The organism is Nitrosomonas halophila (genome assembly GCF_900107165.1).
GTDB lineage: Bacteria > Pseudomonadota > Gammaproteobacteria > Burkholderiales > Nitrosomonadaceae > Nitrosomonas > Nitrosomonas halophila.
This window is the reverse complement of the sequence record NZ_FNOY01000005.1, coordinates 56,450-74,211: the sequence shown is the minus strand read 5'-3', so window position 1 is coordinate 74,211 and position 17,762 is coordinate 56,450. Positions and strand designations below refer to the sequence as shown.

The following is a 17,762-nucleotide window of genomic DNA, read 5'->3' as shown; positions in this document are numbered from 1 at the left end:
ATGTACGAGTTCAGGCGTTTACATGCATGGTTTACTCCGGTTCCGCTACCATTTCTATGGCATGACAGGGACATTGTTCGAAACAGACTGCGCAACCCGTGCAGAGATCATAGTTGAAGCGGTAACGCTTGCCCGGTCCGAGCTTGATGATGGCATCCTCCGGGCAGGCGCCATAGCAACCGTCGCATTCAAAACAATTGCCACAGGAGAGACAACGCTCGGCTTCATAGCGTGCTTCCTCTTCATTCAGGCCAGCTACGATTTCGTTGAAGTCATAGGTGCGGGTTGCGGCTTTCAGTTCAGGCTGCGTCTGTTGCGGTGCAAAAGTCTGATACCAGGTATGCAGGCGCTCAAAGCCGGCTATCGGATGTTTGGGGGGGCTGGAGTAGGGCCGACCACGCAAATAGCCATCGATGAAGCGGGCCGCTTTCTTACCGTGACCGATGGCAACGGTGACGGTACGCTCGCTTGGTACCATGTCGCCACCGGCAAAGATCCCGGGGCAGCCGGTCATCATATCGGGTCCCACTTGCACCGTGCCATCCTGGTCGAATGTGATGCCTGGCACATTGCGCAGGAAGCTGGTATCGGTTTCCTGGCCGAGGGCGAGCACGAGTGCATCGGCTTCCAGTGTTTCATATTCTCCGGTGCCAACCGGCTGGCCGTTCTCGACACGCATAATCTCAACCTTGAAGGATTGCTGATCAATTTCCTTAATGCTGCGCAGCCAGTTGATTTTGACGCCTTCCGAGAGCGCCTCATTCACTTCGGTATCAAAGGCGGTCATATGCTCGCGATCCAGACGGAAGATGATCAAAGGCTCATAGCCCAGGCGCTTGGCTGCGCGCGCGGCATCCATTGCTGTGTTGCCGCCGCCGTAAATGGCTACCCGCCGTCCCAACTGCGGCGCAGCGCCCATGTTTGCATTTTTCAGAAAGGTGAGGGCATCCAGAATTTTTCCTGCATCGCGCGCGGGGATATCGATTTTCTTCGACAGGTGCGTGCCGATGGCGAGGAAGACGGCATCGAAATGACCCGCGGTTTTTTCGGCCAGCACATCTTCCACTTTATGGTTGAAGGTCATTTTGACGCCAATGGCTTCCACCCGCCGGGCTTCGGCTGCCAGCACATTGCGCGGCAGCCGATAGGCGGGAATGCCAAAGTGCATCATGCCTCCGGCAACCGGACCCGCGTCCCGGATTTCCACCTCGTGACCCAAGCGGCGCAAATGATAGGCAGCCGATAATCCACTGGGGCCCGCACCGACCACAAGCACGCGTTTGCCACCAAGCGATGTCTCAAAGTGCGGCTGCCAGCCTGCTGCCAGCGCCTGGTCGCCGAGAAAGCGCTCCACCGCATGGATGCTCACCGGTTCATCCATATATATGCGGTTACAGCTATCCTCGCAGGGGTGATAACACACTCGCCCGAGGATGGCCGGCATGGGATTGTCCTCGATGAGTTTCTGCCAGGCTTGTTCATATTGTCCCGCCATGGCCAGCGCCAGCCAGGCCTGAATATTTTCACCTGCCGGGCAGGCATGGTTGCATGGAGGAAGAAAATCCTGGTAAATCGGACGCTGTTTGCGTAACGGGCCTGTGCCTTTGGCATGGCGGAGCAGATCGGGAAAAGCAGTCAGATCGATTTTGTTCTGGGACATAGCGAATTATCCTGGGTCTTTCCATTGAACGTTGCCAATCGGTTCAGGAACCATGGCATTTCATGGTATTGGCGGATTGACCTGCTCAACCAGTAAGCGTTCTTAGAAGCTGTTTAAAATTGTTAGTTCCGGGTCAGTTTGTCCGACGCTTTGCAACGGTCTCGACAGGTTTTCCGAAAAGCATCTGGATGGCCACGGCCCGTTGGGTCTCGCCAAGACGGCGGTTGAAATCGCGGATGACCATTGTTTTCTGCCGTTTTTGCGAGCGCAGCGAAGCAATCCAGTGCAACGTCAGCTTGGCCTTGATGCCGAGTCGCTTGCCAAGCTGTTTCCGATCGGTCAGAACGAGACGGGAAGCTTTTGTTAAGTGTCAATGAAAACCACTGAGAATGCAATCCCCCAAATAACGTTGGGCGATATGCCGTGGGCTGGGGTTGGGGACGCATACAGGCTACCGATCCAAACATGGGATCCGGGCGGGCCGGTGGATGGCCGATAGCCTTTGGCTTGTAAACGAAAGTTTGGACGTTCAAGCAGTCAATGTCTGAATGTCGTGTGCAATGACTACTCCGGTCAGAATTAGTGGATTAGAAATAGTTATACATCAGGTAGATATATCCAGCAATAAAAAACGAGGCAACTATTATTACTGCCTTTTTCATTATCGATATCCTCCATTCGGTTGAAATTGATACTGCTATTTTAATGCAATGGTTCGATCATGCGAATTGCCGTTCTGGCCAGGAAGCTGACTTCGGCAGGTGTGGCGCGCATTCACGCACCATATGATTTGTGACAGAAAAGCTGTTTGGAAATTTCCGTTTCAGACCCATCTCTTCAAGGTCATAGCTCAATGCAGCGTTGCATGGCCGTCAAAAAGTGTCTGGATGGCTGCGGCCCATTGGGCCTTGCCATGAATGGCAGTCATTTGCACCGTTCGTGACGCGCGCAGCGAAGCAATCCAGTTATCGCTGGATATGCTTGCTATGCTTGCCGGAAGTCAGAAATTTCAAACAGCCTGAGAGCTTGTTACAGCGGAAAAACTAGAAGACCGGCTTGCAGTCAAAAACACGTCATCGCCCTGTCCTGCGCGGCCAAGTTTTGGGTAGAAAGATAGTGATCGATTGCCCGGGCTGCCCCTCGGCCCTCTGCAATGGCCCACACGACCAGCGACTGTCCGCGGCGGCAGTCTCCTGCCGCAAATATACCTGGAATGCTGGTCGCAAAATGCCCATAGTCAGCCTTGAAGTTGGAACGATTGTCAGTTTCCAGGCCCAGGCTGGATGCAATCGATTGTTCTGGTCCAAGAAAGCCCATGGCAAGTAAAACCAGTTGAGCGGGATAAATGGTTTCGGAATCGGCTATTTCGGTAAAGGGTGCTTTGTCACTGGGTTTCGACCAGTCGATACGCAGCGTGCGGATTGCGGCGACATGGCCATGCCCGTCATCGATAAATGCCTTGGCCAGAATTGCAAATTCTCTGGGGTCGTGGCCGAAACGCGTGGCTGCTTCCTGATGTCCGTAGTCGGTCCGGAAAATCCGTGGCCATTGCGGCCACGGATTGCCGGCAGTTCGCTGCAGCGGTGGCCGTTCCAGCAACTCAAAATTGATCAGGGATTTGCATCCATGACGCACGGCCGTGCCGATACAATCGTTACCCGTATCGCCGCCGCCAATGACAATCACATCCCTGTTTCTGGCAGAAATAAGGGGCGTTGTCACCTGGCCATCGTCCAGCAACATCTGGGTGTTGTGATGCAGAAAGGGCATCGCATAATGGATGCCGTCCAGCTGGCGTCCCGGGATTGGCAGATCACGCGGACGTGTGGCACCGCAGGCCAGTAAAATGGCATCAAAGTCTTTCCGCAATATGTGGATACTCAGATAGGTGACAGCATCATTCTCTGGTCTGCTATCTACCGGCGTATCGTCATCACCCACTATGTGTGTGCGGGTGATGAATTTGACGCCCTCGGCCTGCAATAAATTGACACGTCGCATCACAATCGATTTATCCAGCTTCATGTTGGGTATGCCATACATCAATAAACCCCCGACACGATCATGGCGCTCAAATACAGTGACGTTATGGCCGGTCCGATTCAACTGATCCGCTGCCGCCAAGCCGGCAGGACCACTGCCTATGACCGCGATTTTTTTGCCGGTGCGATGGCTTGGCTGTTTGGGTGTTACCCAGCCTTCGGCAAAGCCACGGTCGATGATTGCGCATTCGATATTTTTGATCGTGACCGGTAAATCGGTAATCCCCAATACGCAGGCCCCCTCGCACGGTGCCGGGCATACACGGCCGGTAAATTCTGGGAAATTGTTGGTTTTATGTAATCGCTCCAACGCTTCCCGCCACCGGCCTTGATAAACCAGGTCATTCCATTCGGGAATCAAATTGTCGACCGGACAGCCTGTTTCCGACTGGCAGAATGGCACGCCACAGTCCATGCAGCGGGCACCCTGGGTTTTCAGGTGTTCTTCCGGTACCGGGGCAAGAAACTCCTGATAAGATTTGAGCCGCTCGAATGGATCCGCATAAGGCACCGTCTGGCGCGGATATTCCTTGAAGCCTGTTGGTTTGCCCATATGACACCCCCTCGTTGAAATATTGGGTGGCTATTTCAATAATGAACGGGAGCCTGAGCGAGCGCATCATCCTGGATCAGCTGCAGCCGGAATGATTGAATTCAATGGCTGTTCATGACCAGTGGTTGTTCGATACGTGCTGCTCCCAGTCCTGATTTTTTCGCTTCATCTGCACGCGCAGTCAGGCCCAGCAATACGCGTTTATAGTCAATTGGCATCACTTTCGTGAACGCGGTCAGCGAATGTTCCCAGTCATCCAATATGCTTCTGGCGACGGTCGAGCCAGTATGGCGATAATGATTCTCGATCATTTCATGCAGCTCGATGATCTCCCATTGGTTTTCCATTCTTTCTAATACAATTGAGCCGGGATTGCAATGTACCCTGAGTCTGTTTGCAGGATCCCAGACATAGGCAATGCCCCCAGACATGCCTGCCGCAAAATTACGGCCGGTCGGACCGAGGATGGCCACCCGGCCGGCTGTCATGTATTCACAGCCATTATCGCCAACGCCTTCAACCACCGCATGGGCGCCGGAATTGCGCACACAGAACCGCTCGGCCGCCAAGCCCCTGAAATAGGCCTCCCCGCTGGTTGCGCCATAAAGCGCGACATTTCCGATAATGACGTTTTCTTCGGGTACGAATGTCGCGCAGCGGGGAGGGTAAATAATCAGTTTGCCCCCTGACAACCCTTTTCCCACATAATCATTGGCTTCGCCTTCCAGCCGGAGGGTGATTCCACGTTGCAGCCAGGCCGCGATCGACTGGCCGGCCGAGCCGGTGAGCTTGATTGTGATGGTATCGTCCGGTAAACCGGCAGCGCCGTAAGCCTTGCATAACGCATGGCTGAGCATCGTGCCGACGGTGCGATGCGTGTTGAAAACGGGCAGATCGATCATCACCTTGTCGCCGGATTGCAGGGCAGGGCGGGCCAGCCTGATCAATTCATTATCCAGCGCCTGTTCCAGGCCGTGATTCTGCTCGATCTGCTTGAAGCGACCGACATTTTGACGATAAGCGGGCGGCTGTGCCGGCGTAAGAATCGGGGAAAGATCGAGGCGATGGTTTTTCCAATTGCGGACAGCCGCATTGGTTTCCAGCATTTCTACCTGGCCGACCATCTCTTCGATCGTGGCGAAGCCCAATTCGGCCATGATGCGGCGTGTGTGTTCCGCGACCATGAATAGGTAATTGATCACATATTCAGGCTTGCCTGCAAAATTTTTGCGCAGTTGCGGATCCTGTGTGGCAATACCGACTGGGCAGGTATTCAAGTGGCATTTACGCATCATGATGCAGCCCAGGGTGATCAAGGGGATCGTGGCAAATCCAAATTTTTCGGCACCCAGCAGGGTGGCGATGACCACGTCACGGCCGGTCTTGAGTTGTCCGTCCGTCTCCAGCGAAACCCGGCTGCGTAAATCATTCAGCACCAGCGTCTGGTGCGCTTCGCTGACGCCCAGCTCCCAGGGAAGGCCTGCATGCTTAATACTGGTCCAGGGCGATGCGCCGGTGCCGCCATCATGTCCGCTGATGAGAATGTGATCCGCATGGGCTTTGGCCACACCTGCGGCAATCGTGCCGACACCCATCTCCGCTACCAGTTTTACGCTGATGATGGCAGATGGATTCGCATTTTTTAAATCATAGATCAGCTGAGCCAGATCCTCAATGGAATAAATATCATGGTGCGGCGGGGGAGAGATGAGTCCGACGCCAGGGATGGCATGGCGCGTTTTGGCTATGATGTGGTCCACTTTGTAGCTTGGCAGTTCGCCGCCTTCACCCGGCTTGGCGCCTTGTGCCATTTTGATTTGCAACTCATCTGCGTTGGCCAGATACCAACTGGTGACGCCGAAACGCCCTGAAGCAATCTGTTTGATGGCGGAACGGCGCAAATCGCCATTTTTATCGGGGATGAAACGGGCAGGGTCTTCACCGCCTTCGCCAGTATTGCTTTTGCCGCCAATGCGATTCATCGCTATCGCCAATGTTTCATGCGCTTCACTGCTGATGGAGCCAAAGCTCATCGCGCCGGTACGGAATCGCCTGACGATACTGACTGCTGGTTCGACCGCTTCCAGAGGAATGGGGGGGCGCACATTCTCCCTGAATTTGAACAGACTGCGCAAAGTGCAACGGTTGCGATCATCGGTATCAACGAGTTTTGTGAATTGTTCATAGGCCTCATTGCTATTGGTTCGGGCGACTGTTTGAAGCAAGGCAATGGTTTGCGGGTTCAGCGCATGCTTTTCGCCCTCGGCCCGCCAGTGGATCTGGCCATCGTTGGACAAAAGCGGCGACCGGACCGGCTGGCGGCGTGGAAATCCTGCTGCATGGCGCTGCAGGATTTCCTTTTCCAGTACTGCCAGATCTGCGCCATCGATGCGGCTGGCGGTGCCGGTGAAGTACCGCTTGATGACCTGCTGGCTCAGGCCGATGGCCTCGAAAATCTGTGCGCCTTTGTAAGAAGCGAGCGTGGAAATGCCCATTTTCGCCATGACTTTCAGCATGCCTTTGGCCACCGCCTGGCGATAGGCAGTCACAATGGCGTCATCGCTGTCGAAGACCGGCGGCAATAGTCCTTGACGCCGATCATGCCATAAGACCTCGAAGGCAAGATAAGGGTTGACCGCATCTGCGCCATAGCCCGTGAGCAGGCAATGATGATGCACTTCGCGTGCTTCACCAGTTTCAACCACGATTCCGAGTTGCGAGCGTTTGCCTTGCCTGACCAGATGCTGGTGCACAGCGCCGACGGCCAGCAGCATGCTGCTGGCCGCTCTTGTTGGGCCGGTATTGCGGTCTGACAATACGACTAGGGAAAAGCCTGCTGTCACTGCGGCTTCGGCCTCGTCGCAAATGCGCGCGAGTGTCTGGTCCAATCCCTCGCTGCTTTGGTCCACATCCCATGTGATATCGATGGTGAGGGTTTTCCAGCCATAATCCGGCTGAATCTGGTCAATTTGCTTGATGGCGGATAATTGTGCGTTGCTGAGTACCGGTTCAGGCAGGTAGAGTCTGTGGGCGTGCTGTTCAGTGGTGGTCAACAGATTGGCTTCGGGACCGATATAACAGGCCAGCGACATGATTTCCGATTCCCGAATGGAATCGATGGGGGGGTTGGTCACCTGCGCAAATAATTGCTTGAAATAGTCGTAAAGCAGGCGCGGCTGTTCACTGAGTATCGCCAACGCGGCATCGTTTCCCATCGAACCGATTGGATCGCGCTTCTGCAGAATCATGGGGCGCAGGATAAATTGCAGCGTTTCGGTGGTATAACCGAACGCCTGCATGCGCGCCAGCAGAGCCTGAGGATCAGACTGATGCGTCTGCTGCTGAATGGGCAAGTCCTCCAGGCTGAGACGTTGCTGCCCCAACCAGCGGGCGTAGGGGCGGTGCGATGCCAGCCTGTTTTTGAGTTCATCGTCCGGAATCAGGCGGCCCTCAACAGTGTCGACCAGGAACATATGACCGGGTTGCATGCGCCCCTTGGTTTTTACCATGCTCGCTGCAACCGATGGCAATACACCGGCTTCGGAAGCCATGATGACGCGATCATCATGCGTGATGGTGAAACGGCCAGGACGCAAGCCGTTGCGGTCCAGTACCGCGCCGATATAGCGGCCGTCAGTGAACGTGACCAGTGCCGGCCCATCCCAGGGCTCCATGAGACATGAAAAATATTCATAAAATGCCCGCTTTTCGGCAGACATCAAAGGATTGTTCTGCCAGGCTTCGGGGATCATCATCATTACGGCTTCGGGCAATGGCCTGCCCCCAAGCAACAATAATTCCAGCACATTATCGAACACACCGGAATCACTGGTTGTTTGGTCAATGATGGGCAGCAGCTTCTTGAATTCCGCGCCATATAGATTACTGTCCATCAACTCCTCGCGCGCGCGCATCCAGTTGATATTGCCGCGAAGTGTATTGATTTCACCATTGTGGCCCAAGAAGCGCATGGGTTGGGCGCGATCCCAGGAAGGGAAGGTGTTGGTGGAAAAGCGCGAGTGAACCATCGCCAGATGGCTGCTGAATCTGCTGTCGAGCAGATCGGGATAATAAAGCGGCACCTGCCCGCTGGTCAGCTGACCTTTATAGACAATGACACGGTTGTTCAACGAGCATACATAGTATTTGTCCAGCAACTCAGGTCTTTCAGCCGCGATCCGATGGTAGGCCTGCTTGCGCAGCAAATACAATTGCCTGCAGAAAGCGGGTTCGTCCAGATGAGGTGCAGCAGCGATGAACAGCTGCTCGATGGCTGGTTGCGTCAGTCGTGCGGAAAGACCGATATCGGCTTTGTCAGCGTCGGTCGGTAAAGTGCGCCAGCCAAGCAGGATTTGTTCCTGCTGGGTGATATAGTATTCCAGCTGTCGTTTGCAATAGGCCCGGTCATCCGGGTCTGGCGGCAGGAAAATGTTGCCGATACTGTAGCGGCCCGGCTCGGGCAAGTCGATGTCAAAGTCGTGCTGTGCGATTTCCCGCATGTAGGCATCGGGAATCCCGGTCAAAATACCTGCGCCATCACCAGTATTCTTTTCGCAACCGCACGCGCCCCGATGATCCATGTTGCGCAGCATGTCCAATGCATCGAGTACTAGCTGGTGGGAATGCCGGCCCCTGATATGCGTGATGAACCCAACACCACAAGCATCATGTTCGTCTGCTGGGTCATACAAACCCTGCCTTGGGAGAATGGTATTTCTCATCATCACTCACCTCCATGTGCTGTACAGATAGCGTACTCCCAAATGTTTGCTTAGGCTACTTTTAATTTGTCCTATTATCCCGGACACCAGCTGGGTGAATTTAGAGAAGATAATTTACACTTTTGTAAACAGTATGTTATTTGTATGGAAGAGTCGCGGGCTGAATATTATGGTGTGTTAATGTGTTCCCTAGGTTGCTGCGCCCGCATATATGGCTCGCAGCAACGATAAACGGTAGGGTGGGTTTGCGCGCCATCCAGCCGGCGCTAATTACGGTTGTTGGGGAAAGTCCAGCTTCGCGATTTTTAGCTGTGAAGATGGAGGGAGAATGAAGATCTGTGATGCGTTGAGATCGGGAAATATCCGCAAGTGCTGAATGAATCGAAACAGCTAAGCCCTAGAACATCATGGGCATTCTGAAATTTAAACGGATATCCTGCGCATCGCTGGTGGTGCCTATGGCAAATGATAAATTTAGCGTGGTGAGCATCGAATACTTGAAAGCATAGCCGATTAGCAATTGTCCGATATCCAACTGGCTGCCGGGCAGTTTTCTGCCATTCACTCTGGAGTTGAAATTGTGACGATGCGAGTAGCCGATATTGAAGGACGAACGTTCATTGATGCCAAATCCCATCCCGAAAGTAATGCCAACGCCATCACCTGGGTTGACCCGGATATCTTCTCCGCCGATGTTGGTCTCTTTGGTGCGGGCATTGAAGTTGTAGCCCAGGTTAGCAAAGAAAACTGCCGGGTCGGAAGCATAAAGCGCAGTGATACTGGGTTGGAAACTGAAAAAACCGGCACCGGTCGGGACCTCAGTGGGAAATACTGCGCCGGGTACACCCTGAGCCTGCGCATATTCGATATCGAACGGACCTTTGCCTGTCGGCACTGTAACGAACATATTTCCGACCAGGATAGGCCATCCGCCCGCTCCGGAGTTGAGCTGGTAGCGTGCAGCAAACTCGATGTCGCCCAGGCCATGTCCCGAAGCATTGAAAGTTTCATCGATCCCGGCACCGATGCTGATCGGCCTGGAGCGTTGTTCATCAAAACGCGCCCGGTAAGGAATTCTTGCTTCCACCTCAAAACGATCGGTGACGCCGTAGCGGCCGCCTAGACTTGCCATAAAGCTGTGACGATCAATTTGGCGCACGTCGATCAAACCGACAGCGATTGCAGGTAGAAATGTGAATGCATCCAGAAATAGGCGATTGCTGTCGGTGAAGGAATATTCCAGTGTCGGTTCGATTACAAATTTCCCTTTGCGTGTCAGGACACCTCCGACCGTGTCGCTTAGCCTTGGCATTTCGGGCGGTCTCGGTTTTTCCTCTTTTTGTGGAGGCGCTTGCCCAACCGGGCCGGCAGGCATATTGGCAGGCTTTGCTTGCGCAGTAGTTTGACCGGGGCCTTTATCGGCCGGCCTGCTAGGTTGTGCGGTCTGAGCGTTGCCGGCAGGACTCGGGGCAGGGGGCTGACTTGATTGGGCCGATTTGGCGGGCTGTTTGGAAAGGCTATCGAGACGAGTTTTGAGTTTTTCTATTTCCTTTCCCTGCTCAATAATGATACGGCGTTGTTTCTCGAATTCTTTTTGTTGCTCCGCAAAGAGCACCTTGTATTGCTGGAGTATCTCGTCTGGTTCGTTTGTTTGCGGGAATGCTGTGGTAGCGATTGACAGACAAGTGACAAGAAATGGATATTTTATGATTTTCAGTGATAAAGCAATTTTGTTGCGCACATTCCTCTCCGCGATCGACAGCTTTTACAATCTCAGCCTATTGAACTATTTTAACCCAGGCATGATAAAATCTGTAAAAACCCGATGATCGCTGTTAATTATTTCTGCATTCTGCAGATTGCTGATTTCTATGTTGATTTCCGTGATCGTGCGGAGCTGTTGGTCATCCAGTGTATTCTGGATGAAAGAACCCATTGCTGGCGTTGTGACGGAGTCGGAGACCAAATTCTGAATGCCGTTTTGCAGCAATAAAGTGTCTTTCGGCGTTTGAAAATAGGATGAGAACAGTTCGTTGCCATTCAGCATGACGATTTTTTCCAGATTTAAATCAATGCGTACGCCATTGGGAAGAATAAACCCGCCTCTCAATTCATCGAGCTCATCGTCTGTCGCCCGTTCCCAATTGTTATCATGATCAAAAGCTGATCGATAGGCCACATTATCCACACCTTCGGCTGCTGCCGGTACTGACAAGCAGGCGAAGGTGGCTGTTAGAAGAATCGCTGGAACATTGACTTTTTTTTGTTGAACGTTGCTGGTTTTCATTGTTCCTCCCTCTCCTAAAAGCGCCTAGCGGAAATCCCAGGGCCCAGGACGTAACACATTGAAAATTGCCAAGCTGGAGCGGTCAACAGCGTCTCCCAAAGGGGCTGACCGATCCGCCCATTCCTGACGAGCTTGCTGATAGGATACTTCAGGATCTAGGTTGCCGTGAATCAGAAATAAGATGCGATTGCCCCACATTTTTTCAAATTCATGTCTGGCGATAATCTTTACCCCTTGCGCTGGATCGCCCACCAATATTTTATGGGTATCGACACCCTTGATAATGACAAAATGCATGTAACCCTTGTCATTGATGATGGTGATGGCGGGGCTGCCGGTGGAGTACAATTGGTCCAAGTTTATTTTGAAACCATCCGAGGGGTACCCTCTTCGCTCGAGATAGAGCTTCATATCCAGCATGGAAAATCCTTCTTTCTTGATTTTCTGTTGATTGCCATGCTGAAACATGTCGACGAAAACGGATTGCTCATCGACGATATCGTCATAATGATAAGTGAGCAGGCTAGCCAGCGCAGCTGAACCGCAACTGAAATCAAACTGCTGCCGATAGACGGTACTGAAACGGCGCTCGGCAAAACTTTTTCCCTGGATGTTGAAATTACCCCCACCTGCAATGCCGACCAGTTCTATGCCAAAGGCAGTGCCACCAGTCATTATCCAAACTATCAGAAGCAGTATCGGTCGAAATTTCATGTCTGGGTCTCGGGGTCTGTGAAATGGCTGCTCGGTTATTACGGCAACAATTTTGTAAAATACTTACGAATTCAGCTTCTTGCCAAGATATAGTCTGCCTGAATTATTGCTCAGGATGTGCTTGCTTATTAAGGCAAAATCGTGACATTGATGATTGTGGAATCCTGTATCAATACATTATTACCTGAATTCTGGATGACTGAAAACATACCACCCGCACCGGCAAAGGAACCGTGATCAATGATATTGAAGCCGCTGGTATTATTGGTTGCATTGTTATCGGTAAGTGTCGCGCGTACATTCATGTTGTTGAGCGTTGTTACATCGATTCCCTCCCGGCCGCGTGCATTGTCCAGTTCCTCAATTGATGCTTTTTCGGCGTGAAAAAGCAGCGTACCTTCCAAAAACTCCTCCGAATCAGGCGGAGCAGCATACAGCACATTAACCGGGATCGACATCGCCAGAGCAATGAGACTCTTTCTGATTAGGGTATTCATATCAAACCCACCTTTCTAATTTACGCTCGCGTATCCAACCTGGAAAAAAGCTGGCAAGCAAGCTGAATCGAGCATGACTTGCCAGCTATCCATATCAACTAAAGCAGGTTAAACGTGATCAATCTTACTGATTGACGTTTACGTTGCCTTGGAAAGATACTTGTTGTTGAATCAGTGAGTTGGATCCCATGTTTTGGGCAACTTGATTCAGACCCGCAGCGCCATTGAAAGAATTGTCAATCGCATTGTGGGCATTGACTGCAGCGTTATCATAGTCAACCTGGATAGTGCCGACGCCTTCGCCTGTTACCGTGCCGGCCAGTGTGGCATTGTTAACAGAGTAGGTGCTGGTTGCGTTACCAACATTGGCAGCTGCACCACCATTATCTGCATGAGTGCTGCTGTTGTCGCTGTTGTTGGTGTTGTCAACCGTAGCGGTGCTGCCATTGTTGGCTGCTGCCGAATTTTCAGATGCGGCTGCATAGCTGTTGTCGCTGTTGTCGCTGTTATCGCTATTGTCGCTGTTGTCAACTGTGGCGGTGCTGCCATTGTTGGCCGCAGCCGAGTTGTCGGATGCGGTGGCATAGCTGTTATCGCTGTGGTCGCTGTTGTCTACATTTGCAGTGCTGCCATTATTGGCAGAAGCAGATCTGCTTTCAGCGGCTGCATAGCTGTTGTCGCTGTTATCGCTATTGTCGCTGTTGTCAACTGTGGCGGTGCTGCCATTGTTGGCAGAAGCTGCGCCGCCATCTCCTGCAGCCGATGAATAGCTGTTGTCGCTGTTATCATCAGTGTTGTTGTACGAGTCGGTGGCGGTCTGGTTGTATGAGTCGTTGATGCTGTTGTTGGTGTTATCACTATTGTCTGCCGTTGCGGTGCTGCCATTGGTAGCAGACGCATTGCCATCACCAATTCCTACAGCAGCTTCGACAGCGATGCTGTTGTCACTATTGTCGCTGTTATCAGCTACGCTGTTATCGCTGTTGTTGCTGTTGTCGCTATGGTTGCTGTTGTCGCTGTTGTTACTGTTATCACTGTTATCGGCTACGCTGTTGTCGCTGTTGTTGCTGTTATCGCTGTTGTCAGCTACGCTGTTGTCGCTATGGTTGCTGTTGTCACTGTTGTTACTGTTGTCGCTATTGTCAGCTACGCTGTTATCGCTGTTGTTGCTGTTATCGCTGTTGTCACTGTTGTCACTGTTGTTGCTGTGATCACTGTTGTCAGCTACGCTGTTATCACTGTTGTTGCTGTTGTCGCTATTGTTGCTGTTATCGCTGTTGTCGGCTACGCTGTTGTCGCTGTTGTCGTAGGCGTTGTTGCTTTCCACATCGCCAACTGTCGATGTGCTGCCTTCACTCGAAGAAGCAGTACCGGTTCCTTCGGCATGGGAATTAACACTGGCGTGTTGGTCGCCTTCAAAGCCTTCAGCCGCAGTATTGGTTGGGTTGGCCCAAGCATTGCCTGCAGCACCAAATGCAAGAACGATACTGGCAACCAAGATTTTTTTGGAAAAGTTTTCCATGGTATTTCTCCTTTGATATCGTGGATTAAGAAACAAAAAATATTTGAAAATATTTTCTATATCTTGAAATGCCATCGAGGCAGTTTGTCTCGGATCGGAGACAGCACCTCTTTGGTGTTTTTATCGTAGGCGATACCTGGGAACTAAGCAATAATGCAATTGCATACAAAACAGGACAACGTGCTTGAATTTGACTGCAAAAATTGTCAAATCGAACAGATTTTCGGGTTTGGGTTTGAAAAAATCTGAATGTAGTCTGAGAGCGCACCGTTTTTATATCCCGCCAATGGAAATTCTGGTGCTGGGTGAGGAGAGGATAAAACGTCTATTCAATAAATCGTAAATCCGGCAAATAATTACGGATTCTCCAATCGGGCGAGGTGGATTGCGCCCTTTTCATGTGCAAGACAGAGTGTCAGTTTTTCTGACATGCTGCCGCGCATCGGTTGGAGAACCCAGTCTGTTTATTCGCTTTCCTTGTCGGTCAAGGATCCGAAGAAGAGTTTCACGTCCCTGACAAAGCCTTCACCCACTTGCCGGCCCAGTTGGTGCTTGGCCATCAAGCGAATGGCTTCGTCCAGTGTTTCGACGGATCCATCATGAAAATAGGGGCCGGTTTGGGTGATGTTTCTGAGGCTGGGCACCTTGAATACTTTTTTGTCGCTTTCGATGCCGGTGACCTCATATCGGCCCATATCGGCAGTTTCATAGGGCTCGACCATGCCTATTTTCTTGAATGAATTGCCACCCAGCACCACACCGTTATGGCAAGTGGCGCATCCCATGTGGATGAACTTCTTCAGCCCTCTTTGTTCGGCCTGGCTGAGTGCCTCCTTGTCGCCATTGAGAAAGTCATCGAAACGGGAGGGCGTCAACAGCGTGCGCTCGAAAGCGCCAATGGCAACGCCAATGTTTTTGTATTGGAAGGGATCATCCTTGCCTTTGAACGCCTCTGCAAAGAGTGTCTGATAGGCCTCGATTTTTTTCAATTTGGCGATGACGGCGGCTTCACTCGGCATGCCCATTTCTACGGGATTCAGGATGGGCCCAAGGGCCTGCTCTTCGACATCCTTGGCCCGGCCATCCCAGAATTGAGCGATATGCAGTGCGGCATTGAGGGTAGTGGGCGAGTTTCTGCCGCCGCGTTTGCCTGCGTGGCCGGGTGAGGTCGGTTCGTTATCCACGCCAAATTTGTCCAGGCGATGACAGGAATTGCAGGAAATGGTGTCATTGACCGAAAGCCTGGGATCCATATAAAGCACTTTGCCAAGTTTGATCAAGGCTTCGTTCTTTTGCTCGTCAATGATCGAAGCGGGAAGCGGTTCAAAGAATTGCTTGAGGGTTGCTTCATCCAGTCCCGGGCCACCGCCATGCATGCCGCCATGATGCTTGCCACGATGTTCGCCAGCATGCTTTCCGCCATGATGACCACCCTCATGCATGCCACCTTGATGACCCTGCTCATGTTGAGCGTATGCCTGCGCACTTAACAGCAGTGCCAGGAGTAATATTTTTTTCATGCTGCCTCCGTGAAATATGGGTGTGATTGCCGCCAGTTTTATTTGAAAATATCATACTCTTATAACGAAATTCTGCTAAAGATTTGCATTCATTATTAAGCGTTACAAGAAATTTGATAGATTTATTGTATACCCGATGACAGAGGATCTGTTGTTTCCCGCTGGCATCGCCAGCTTTCTTGCGGCTGCATGCATAGAAGATATTGATTCGATTCCAGCGTGACAAATGCCACATGCATTCAGTTTTGTTATGACTAATGTTGGGGGAAGGCGTCAATCTGAGACAAGGCGGGATTGTGCACTGGTTGAGAGAAAAGATGTCGGGAAATTTTACATTCAGTCAACGCGATGAAGAGATTCTGGTTCCTAAGGCCTGTTAATCAATAGGTTGTATATGCTGGCGTGAATCTTGCTTAATTTGATATGGGCAATCTATCAACTTTGGCCATTCTGTTTTATAAAATAAAGAACATGGAGATCAAGTATGAGTAAAAGGCAGTCCGGACGTCTATCCCCCTCTTTTTATACCTTGCTGGAAGCAAGTCTTGAAAAGAAAACGACCAATACCAAAATACTTGCACAACACTTGAATCGTTCTCCGGCGACTGTTCGCACCCAATATCAGAGAGTCATGGAGCGGTTAGGCGTGCATTGCCGCTACGAGGCGCTTCGTGCAGCCGAGGAAAGTGGTCTGATCAGGAAAAACAAACGCATCAGCCTCTAGGAGGCTGACCGAGAATAGACTGATCTACTGCGAACAAACCTGCCAGGCTGGATTTTTCTATCCTTTTCGTTGAATAGAACAACTATTCGCCTCAAATGATCTAAAAATCCCGCTCAGTCAGCTTCGCCCTCGCTACGCTATTCTCGGACAGCCTCCTAGACTCAAGCTTGCTCAGTATTTCTGGACAAATCAGTCACTTTCCGGGGACATGCTGCAACCACAAGGGTGCTCTTGCGCACCATCAAGCTGATAATGGAATGTTCCAGGCTTCAGGTCTCCTGAAATTGGGAGGGGACCAGCATCTGGATTGGGTGATGTTGAAAGTTCAATTCAGCAAATTACCCAGACGCTCAATCGCTTTGCGCAGATTATCCATAGAAGTCGCAAAAGATAGCCGTACGTAGCCATCTGAACCGAAGGCCGAACCGGGAACCACGGCCACACCCGCCTTCTCCAGCAAATAAGCGCTGAAAGCAATGTCGCTATGATCAGGTAACAGTTGTTGAACGGTTAGCTTGTCGATTGCCTGGCGAACATCGGCGAAGGCATAAAAAGCGCCCTGAGACAGCAGGCAATGTATGCCCGGTATGGTATTCAGGCTGTCGGTCAGAAATTGATTGCGCTCTTTAAAGGCGGTGATCATGGGGATCATGCAGGATTGATCGCCATTCAGTGCGGCTTCGGCCGCCATCTGGGCAATGGAATTAGGGTTGGATGTGCTCTGCGACTGGATATTTTCCATGGCAGTAATGATCGCTGCCGGCCCGCCGCAATAGCCGATCCGCCAGCCGGTCATGGCATAGGCCTTGGAGACTCCATTGAGTACAATAGTGCGCGGTTTCAAATCCGGGCAGGCATCCAGAATATTGACGAAGCGATCGCCGGTCAGCAGGATATGCTCGTACATGTCATCGGTGGCGATCAGGATTTGGGGATGTTTGTGCAATATCTCGCCCAGCGCCTGCAGCTCTTGCACGCTGTAAACGCTGCCTGAAGGGTTGCTGGGGCTATTGATGACAAACATCCGGGTGTTGGGTGTGATCGCTTTTTCCAGCTGCGCCGGGGAAATCTTGAAATTATCCTCGATCCCGGTTTGAATAAAGACCGGTTTGCCTTGAGCGATCAGGACGATGTCGGGATAGGAGACCCAGTAAGGGGCTGGGATGATGACTTCATCGCCGGGATCGATGGTGGCCAGCACCAGATTGAAGAAACTTTGCTTGCCGCCAGAAGACACCAGAATTTCTCCTGGGGTGAAGTCCAGTGAATTGTCACGCTTGAACTTGGCAATGACTGCCTGTTTCAATGAGGCAGTGCCACCGACGGCCGTATATTTGGTAAATCCATTCTGAATGGCCGTCATCGCAGCATCCTTGATATGCTGCGGAGTGTCGAAATCGGGTTCACCCGCGCCAAGACCGATGATATCCTTTCCTTCTGCCTTGAGTTTGGCGGCTTTGGCGGTGACTGCCAGAGTAGGCGAGGGCTTGATGGCTTGAACACGTTGCGAGAGTTTCACGAG

Annotated in this window: 12 protein-coding genes; 1 reads left to right on the top strand and 11 read right to left on the bottom strand. The window is 51.8% G+C overall.

From position 1 onward, the window contains the following. Positions 1 to 31 precede the first annotated feature (31 nt). From BLV85_RS02290 to BLV85_RS02250, 10 genes are all read right to left on the bottom strand, one after another. Positions 32 to 1,660, bottom strand: a complete 1,629-nt coding sequence (locus tag BLV85_RS02290; protein ID WP_090411714.1) for an NAD(P)-binding protein — start codon at positions 1,658 to 1,660, stop codon at positions 32 to 34. Between the two features lie 133 nt (positions 1,661 to 1,793). Then, the gene (locus BLV85_RS15070; RefSeq protein ID WP_176973897.1) at positions 1,794 to 1,949 is read right to left on the bottom strand and encodes a hypothetical protein; all 156 of its coding nucleotides are present in this window, start codon (positions 1,947 to 1,949) and stop codon (positions 1,794 to 1,796) included. Positions 1,950 to 2,722: 773 nt separating this feature from the next. Beyond that, positions 2,723 to 4,255, bottom strand: a complete 1,533-nt coding sequence (locus BLV85_RS02285) for a glutamate synthase subunit beta (protein ID WP_090411712.1) — start codon at positions 4,253 to 4,255, stop codon at positions 2,723 to 2,725. A gap of 101 nt (positions 4,256 to 4,356) precedes the next feature. After that, entirely contained in the window at positions 4,357 to 8,979 is a 4,623-nt protein-coding gene (gene gltB / locus BLV85_RS02280; RefSeq protein ID WP_090411710.1) for a glutamate synthase large subunit, read from the bottom strand. Positions 8,980 to 9,373: 394 nt separating this feature from the next. Further along, the gene (locus BLV85_RS02275) at positions 9,374 to 10,717 is read right to left on the bottom strand and encodes a transporter (protein ID WP_218132759.1); all 1,344 of its coding nucleotides are present in this window, start codon (positions 10,715 to 10,717) and stop codon (positions 9,374 to 9,376) included. Between the two features lie 45 nt (positions 10,718 to 10,762). Further along, positions 10,763 to 11,263 (bottom strand): hypothetical protein, encoded by a 501-nt coding sequence (locus BLV85_RS02270; protein WP_090411708.1) that lies wholly within the window; start codon positions 11,261 to 11,263, stop codon positions 10,763 to 10,765. Between the two features lie 24 nt (positions 11,264 to 11,287). Next, positions 11,288 to 11,977, bottom strand: a complete 690-nt coding sequence (locus BLV85_RS02265; protein ID WP_090411706.1) for a C39 family peptidase — start codon at positions 11,975 to 11,977, stop codon at positions 11,288 to 11,290. Positions 11,978 to 12,105: 128 nt separating this feature from the next. Beyond that, positions 12,106 to 12,474: a hypothetical protein gene (locus tag BLV85_RS02260; protein WP_090411704.1), complete on the bottom strand. Its 369-nt coding sequence runs from the start codon at positions 12,472 to 12,474 to the stop codon at positions 12,106 to 12,108. 124 nt (positions 12,475 to 12,598) lie between these two features. Then, on the bottom strand, positions 12,599 to 14,071 hold the full coding sequence (locus BLV85_RS02255; RefSeq protein WP_218132758.1) for a hypothetical protein: 1,473 nt from the start codon (positions 14,069 to 14,071) through the stop codon (positions 12,599 to 12,601). A gap of 389 nt (positions 14,072 to 14,460) precedes the next feature. Then, positions 14,461 to 15,516 (bottom strand): cytochrome-c peroxidase, encoded by a 1,056-nt coding sequence (locus tag BLV85_RS02250; protein ID WP_090411701.1) that lies wholly within the window; start codon positions 15,514 to 15,516, stop codon positions 14,461 to 14,463. 484 nt (positions 15,517 to 16,000) lie between these two features. Here BLV85_RS02250 and BLV85_RS02245 point away from each other — a divergent pair, with 484 nt between their 5' ends. Beyond that, a complete protein-coding gene (locus BLV85_RS02245) occupies positions 16,001 to 16,240 on the top strand; it encodes a helix-turn-helix domain-containing protein (protein WP_090411700.1) in 240 nt (79 codons plus the stop codon). Positions 16,241 to 16,565: 325 nt separating this feature from the next. On the opposite strand, the gene BLV85_RS02240 is transcribed toward BLV85_RS02245, so the two are convergent. Continuing rightward, positions 16,566 to 17,759, bottom strand: coding sequence for a pyridoxal phosphate-dependent aminotransferase (locus tag BLV85_RS02240; protein ID WP_090411698.1), 1,194 nt, complete (start codon positions 17,757 to 17,759; stop codon positions 16,566 to 16,568). Positions 17,760 to 17,762 lie beyond the last annotated feature (3 nt).

Bases quoted from the DNA above. Each gene is read 5' to 3' on its own strand.
- BLV85_RS02250 (WP_090411701.1), bottom strand. From the start codon at position 15,516: ATGAAAAAAATATTACTCCTGGCACTGCTGTTAAGTGCGCAGGCATAC.
- BLV85_RS02290 (WP_090411714.1), bottom strand. From the start codon at position 1,660: ATGTCCCAGAACAAAATCGATCTGACTGCTTTTCCCGATCTGCTCCGC.
- gltB (WP_090411710.1), bottom strand. From the start codon at position 8,979: ATGATGAGAAATACCATTCTCCCAAGGCAGGGTTTGTATGACCCAGCA.
- BLV85_RS02270 (WP_090411708.1), bottom strand. From the start codon at position 11,263: ATGAAAACCAGCAACGTTCAACAAAAAAAAGTCAATGTTCCAGCGATT.
- BLV85_RS02265 (WP_090411706.1), bottom strand. From the start codon at position 11,977: ATGAAATTTCGACCGATACTGCTTCTGATAGTTTGGATAATGACTGGT.
- BLV85_RS02260 (WP_090411704.1), bottom strand. From the start codon at position 12,474: ATGAATACCCTAATCAGAAAGAGTCTCATTGCTCTGGCGATGTCGATC.
- BLV85_RS02255 (WP_218132758.1), bottom strand. From the start codon at position 14,071: ATGGCATTTCAAGATATAGAAAATATTTTCAAATATTTTTTGTTTCTT.
- BLV85_RS02285 (WP_090411712.1), bottom strand. From the start codon at position 4,255: ATGGGCAAACCAACAGGCTTCAAGGAATATCCGCGCCAGACGGTGCCT.
- BLV85_RS02245 (WP_090411700.1), top strand. From the start codon at position 16,001: ATGAGTAAAAGGCAGTCCGGACGTCTATCCCCCTCTTTTTATACCTTG.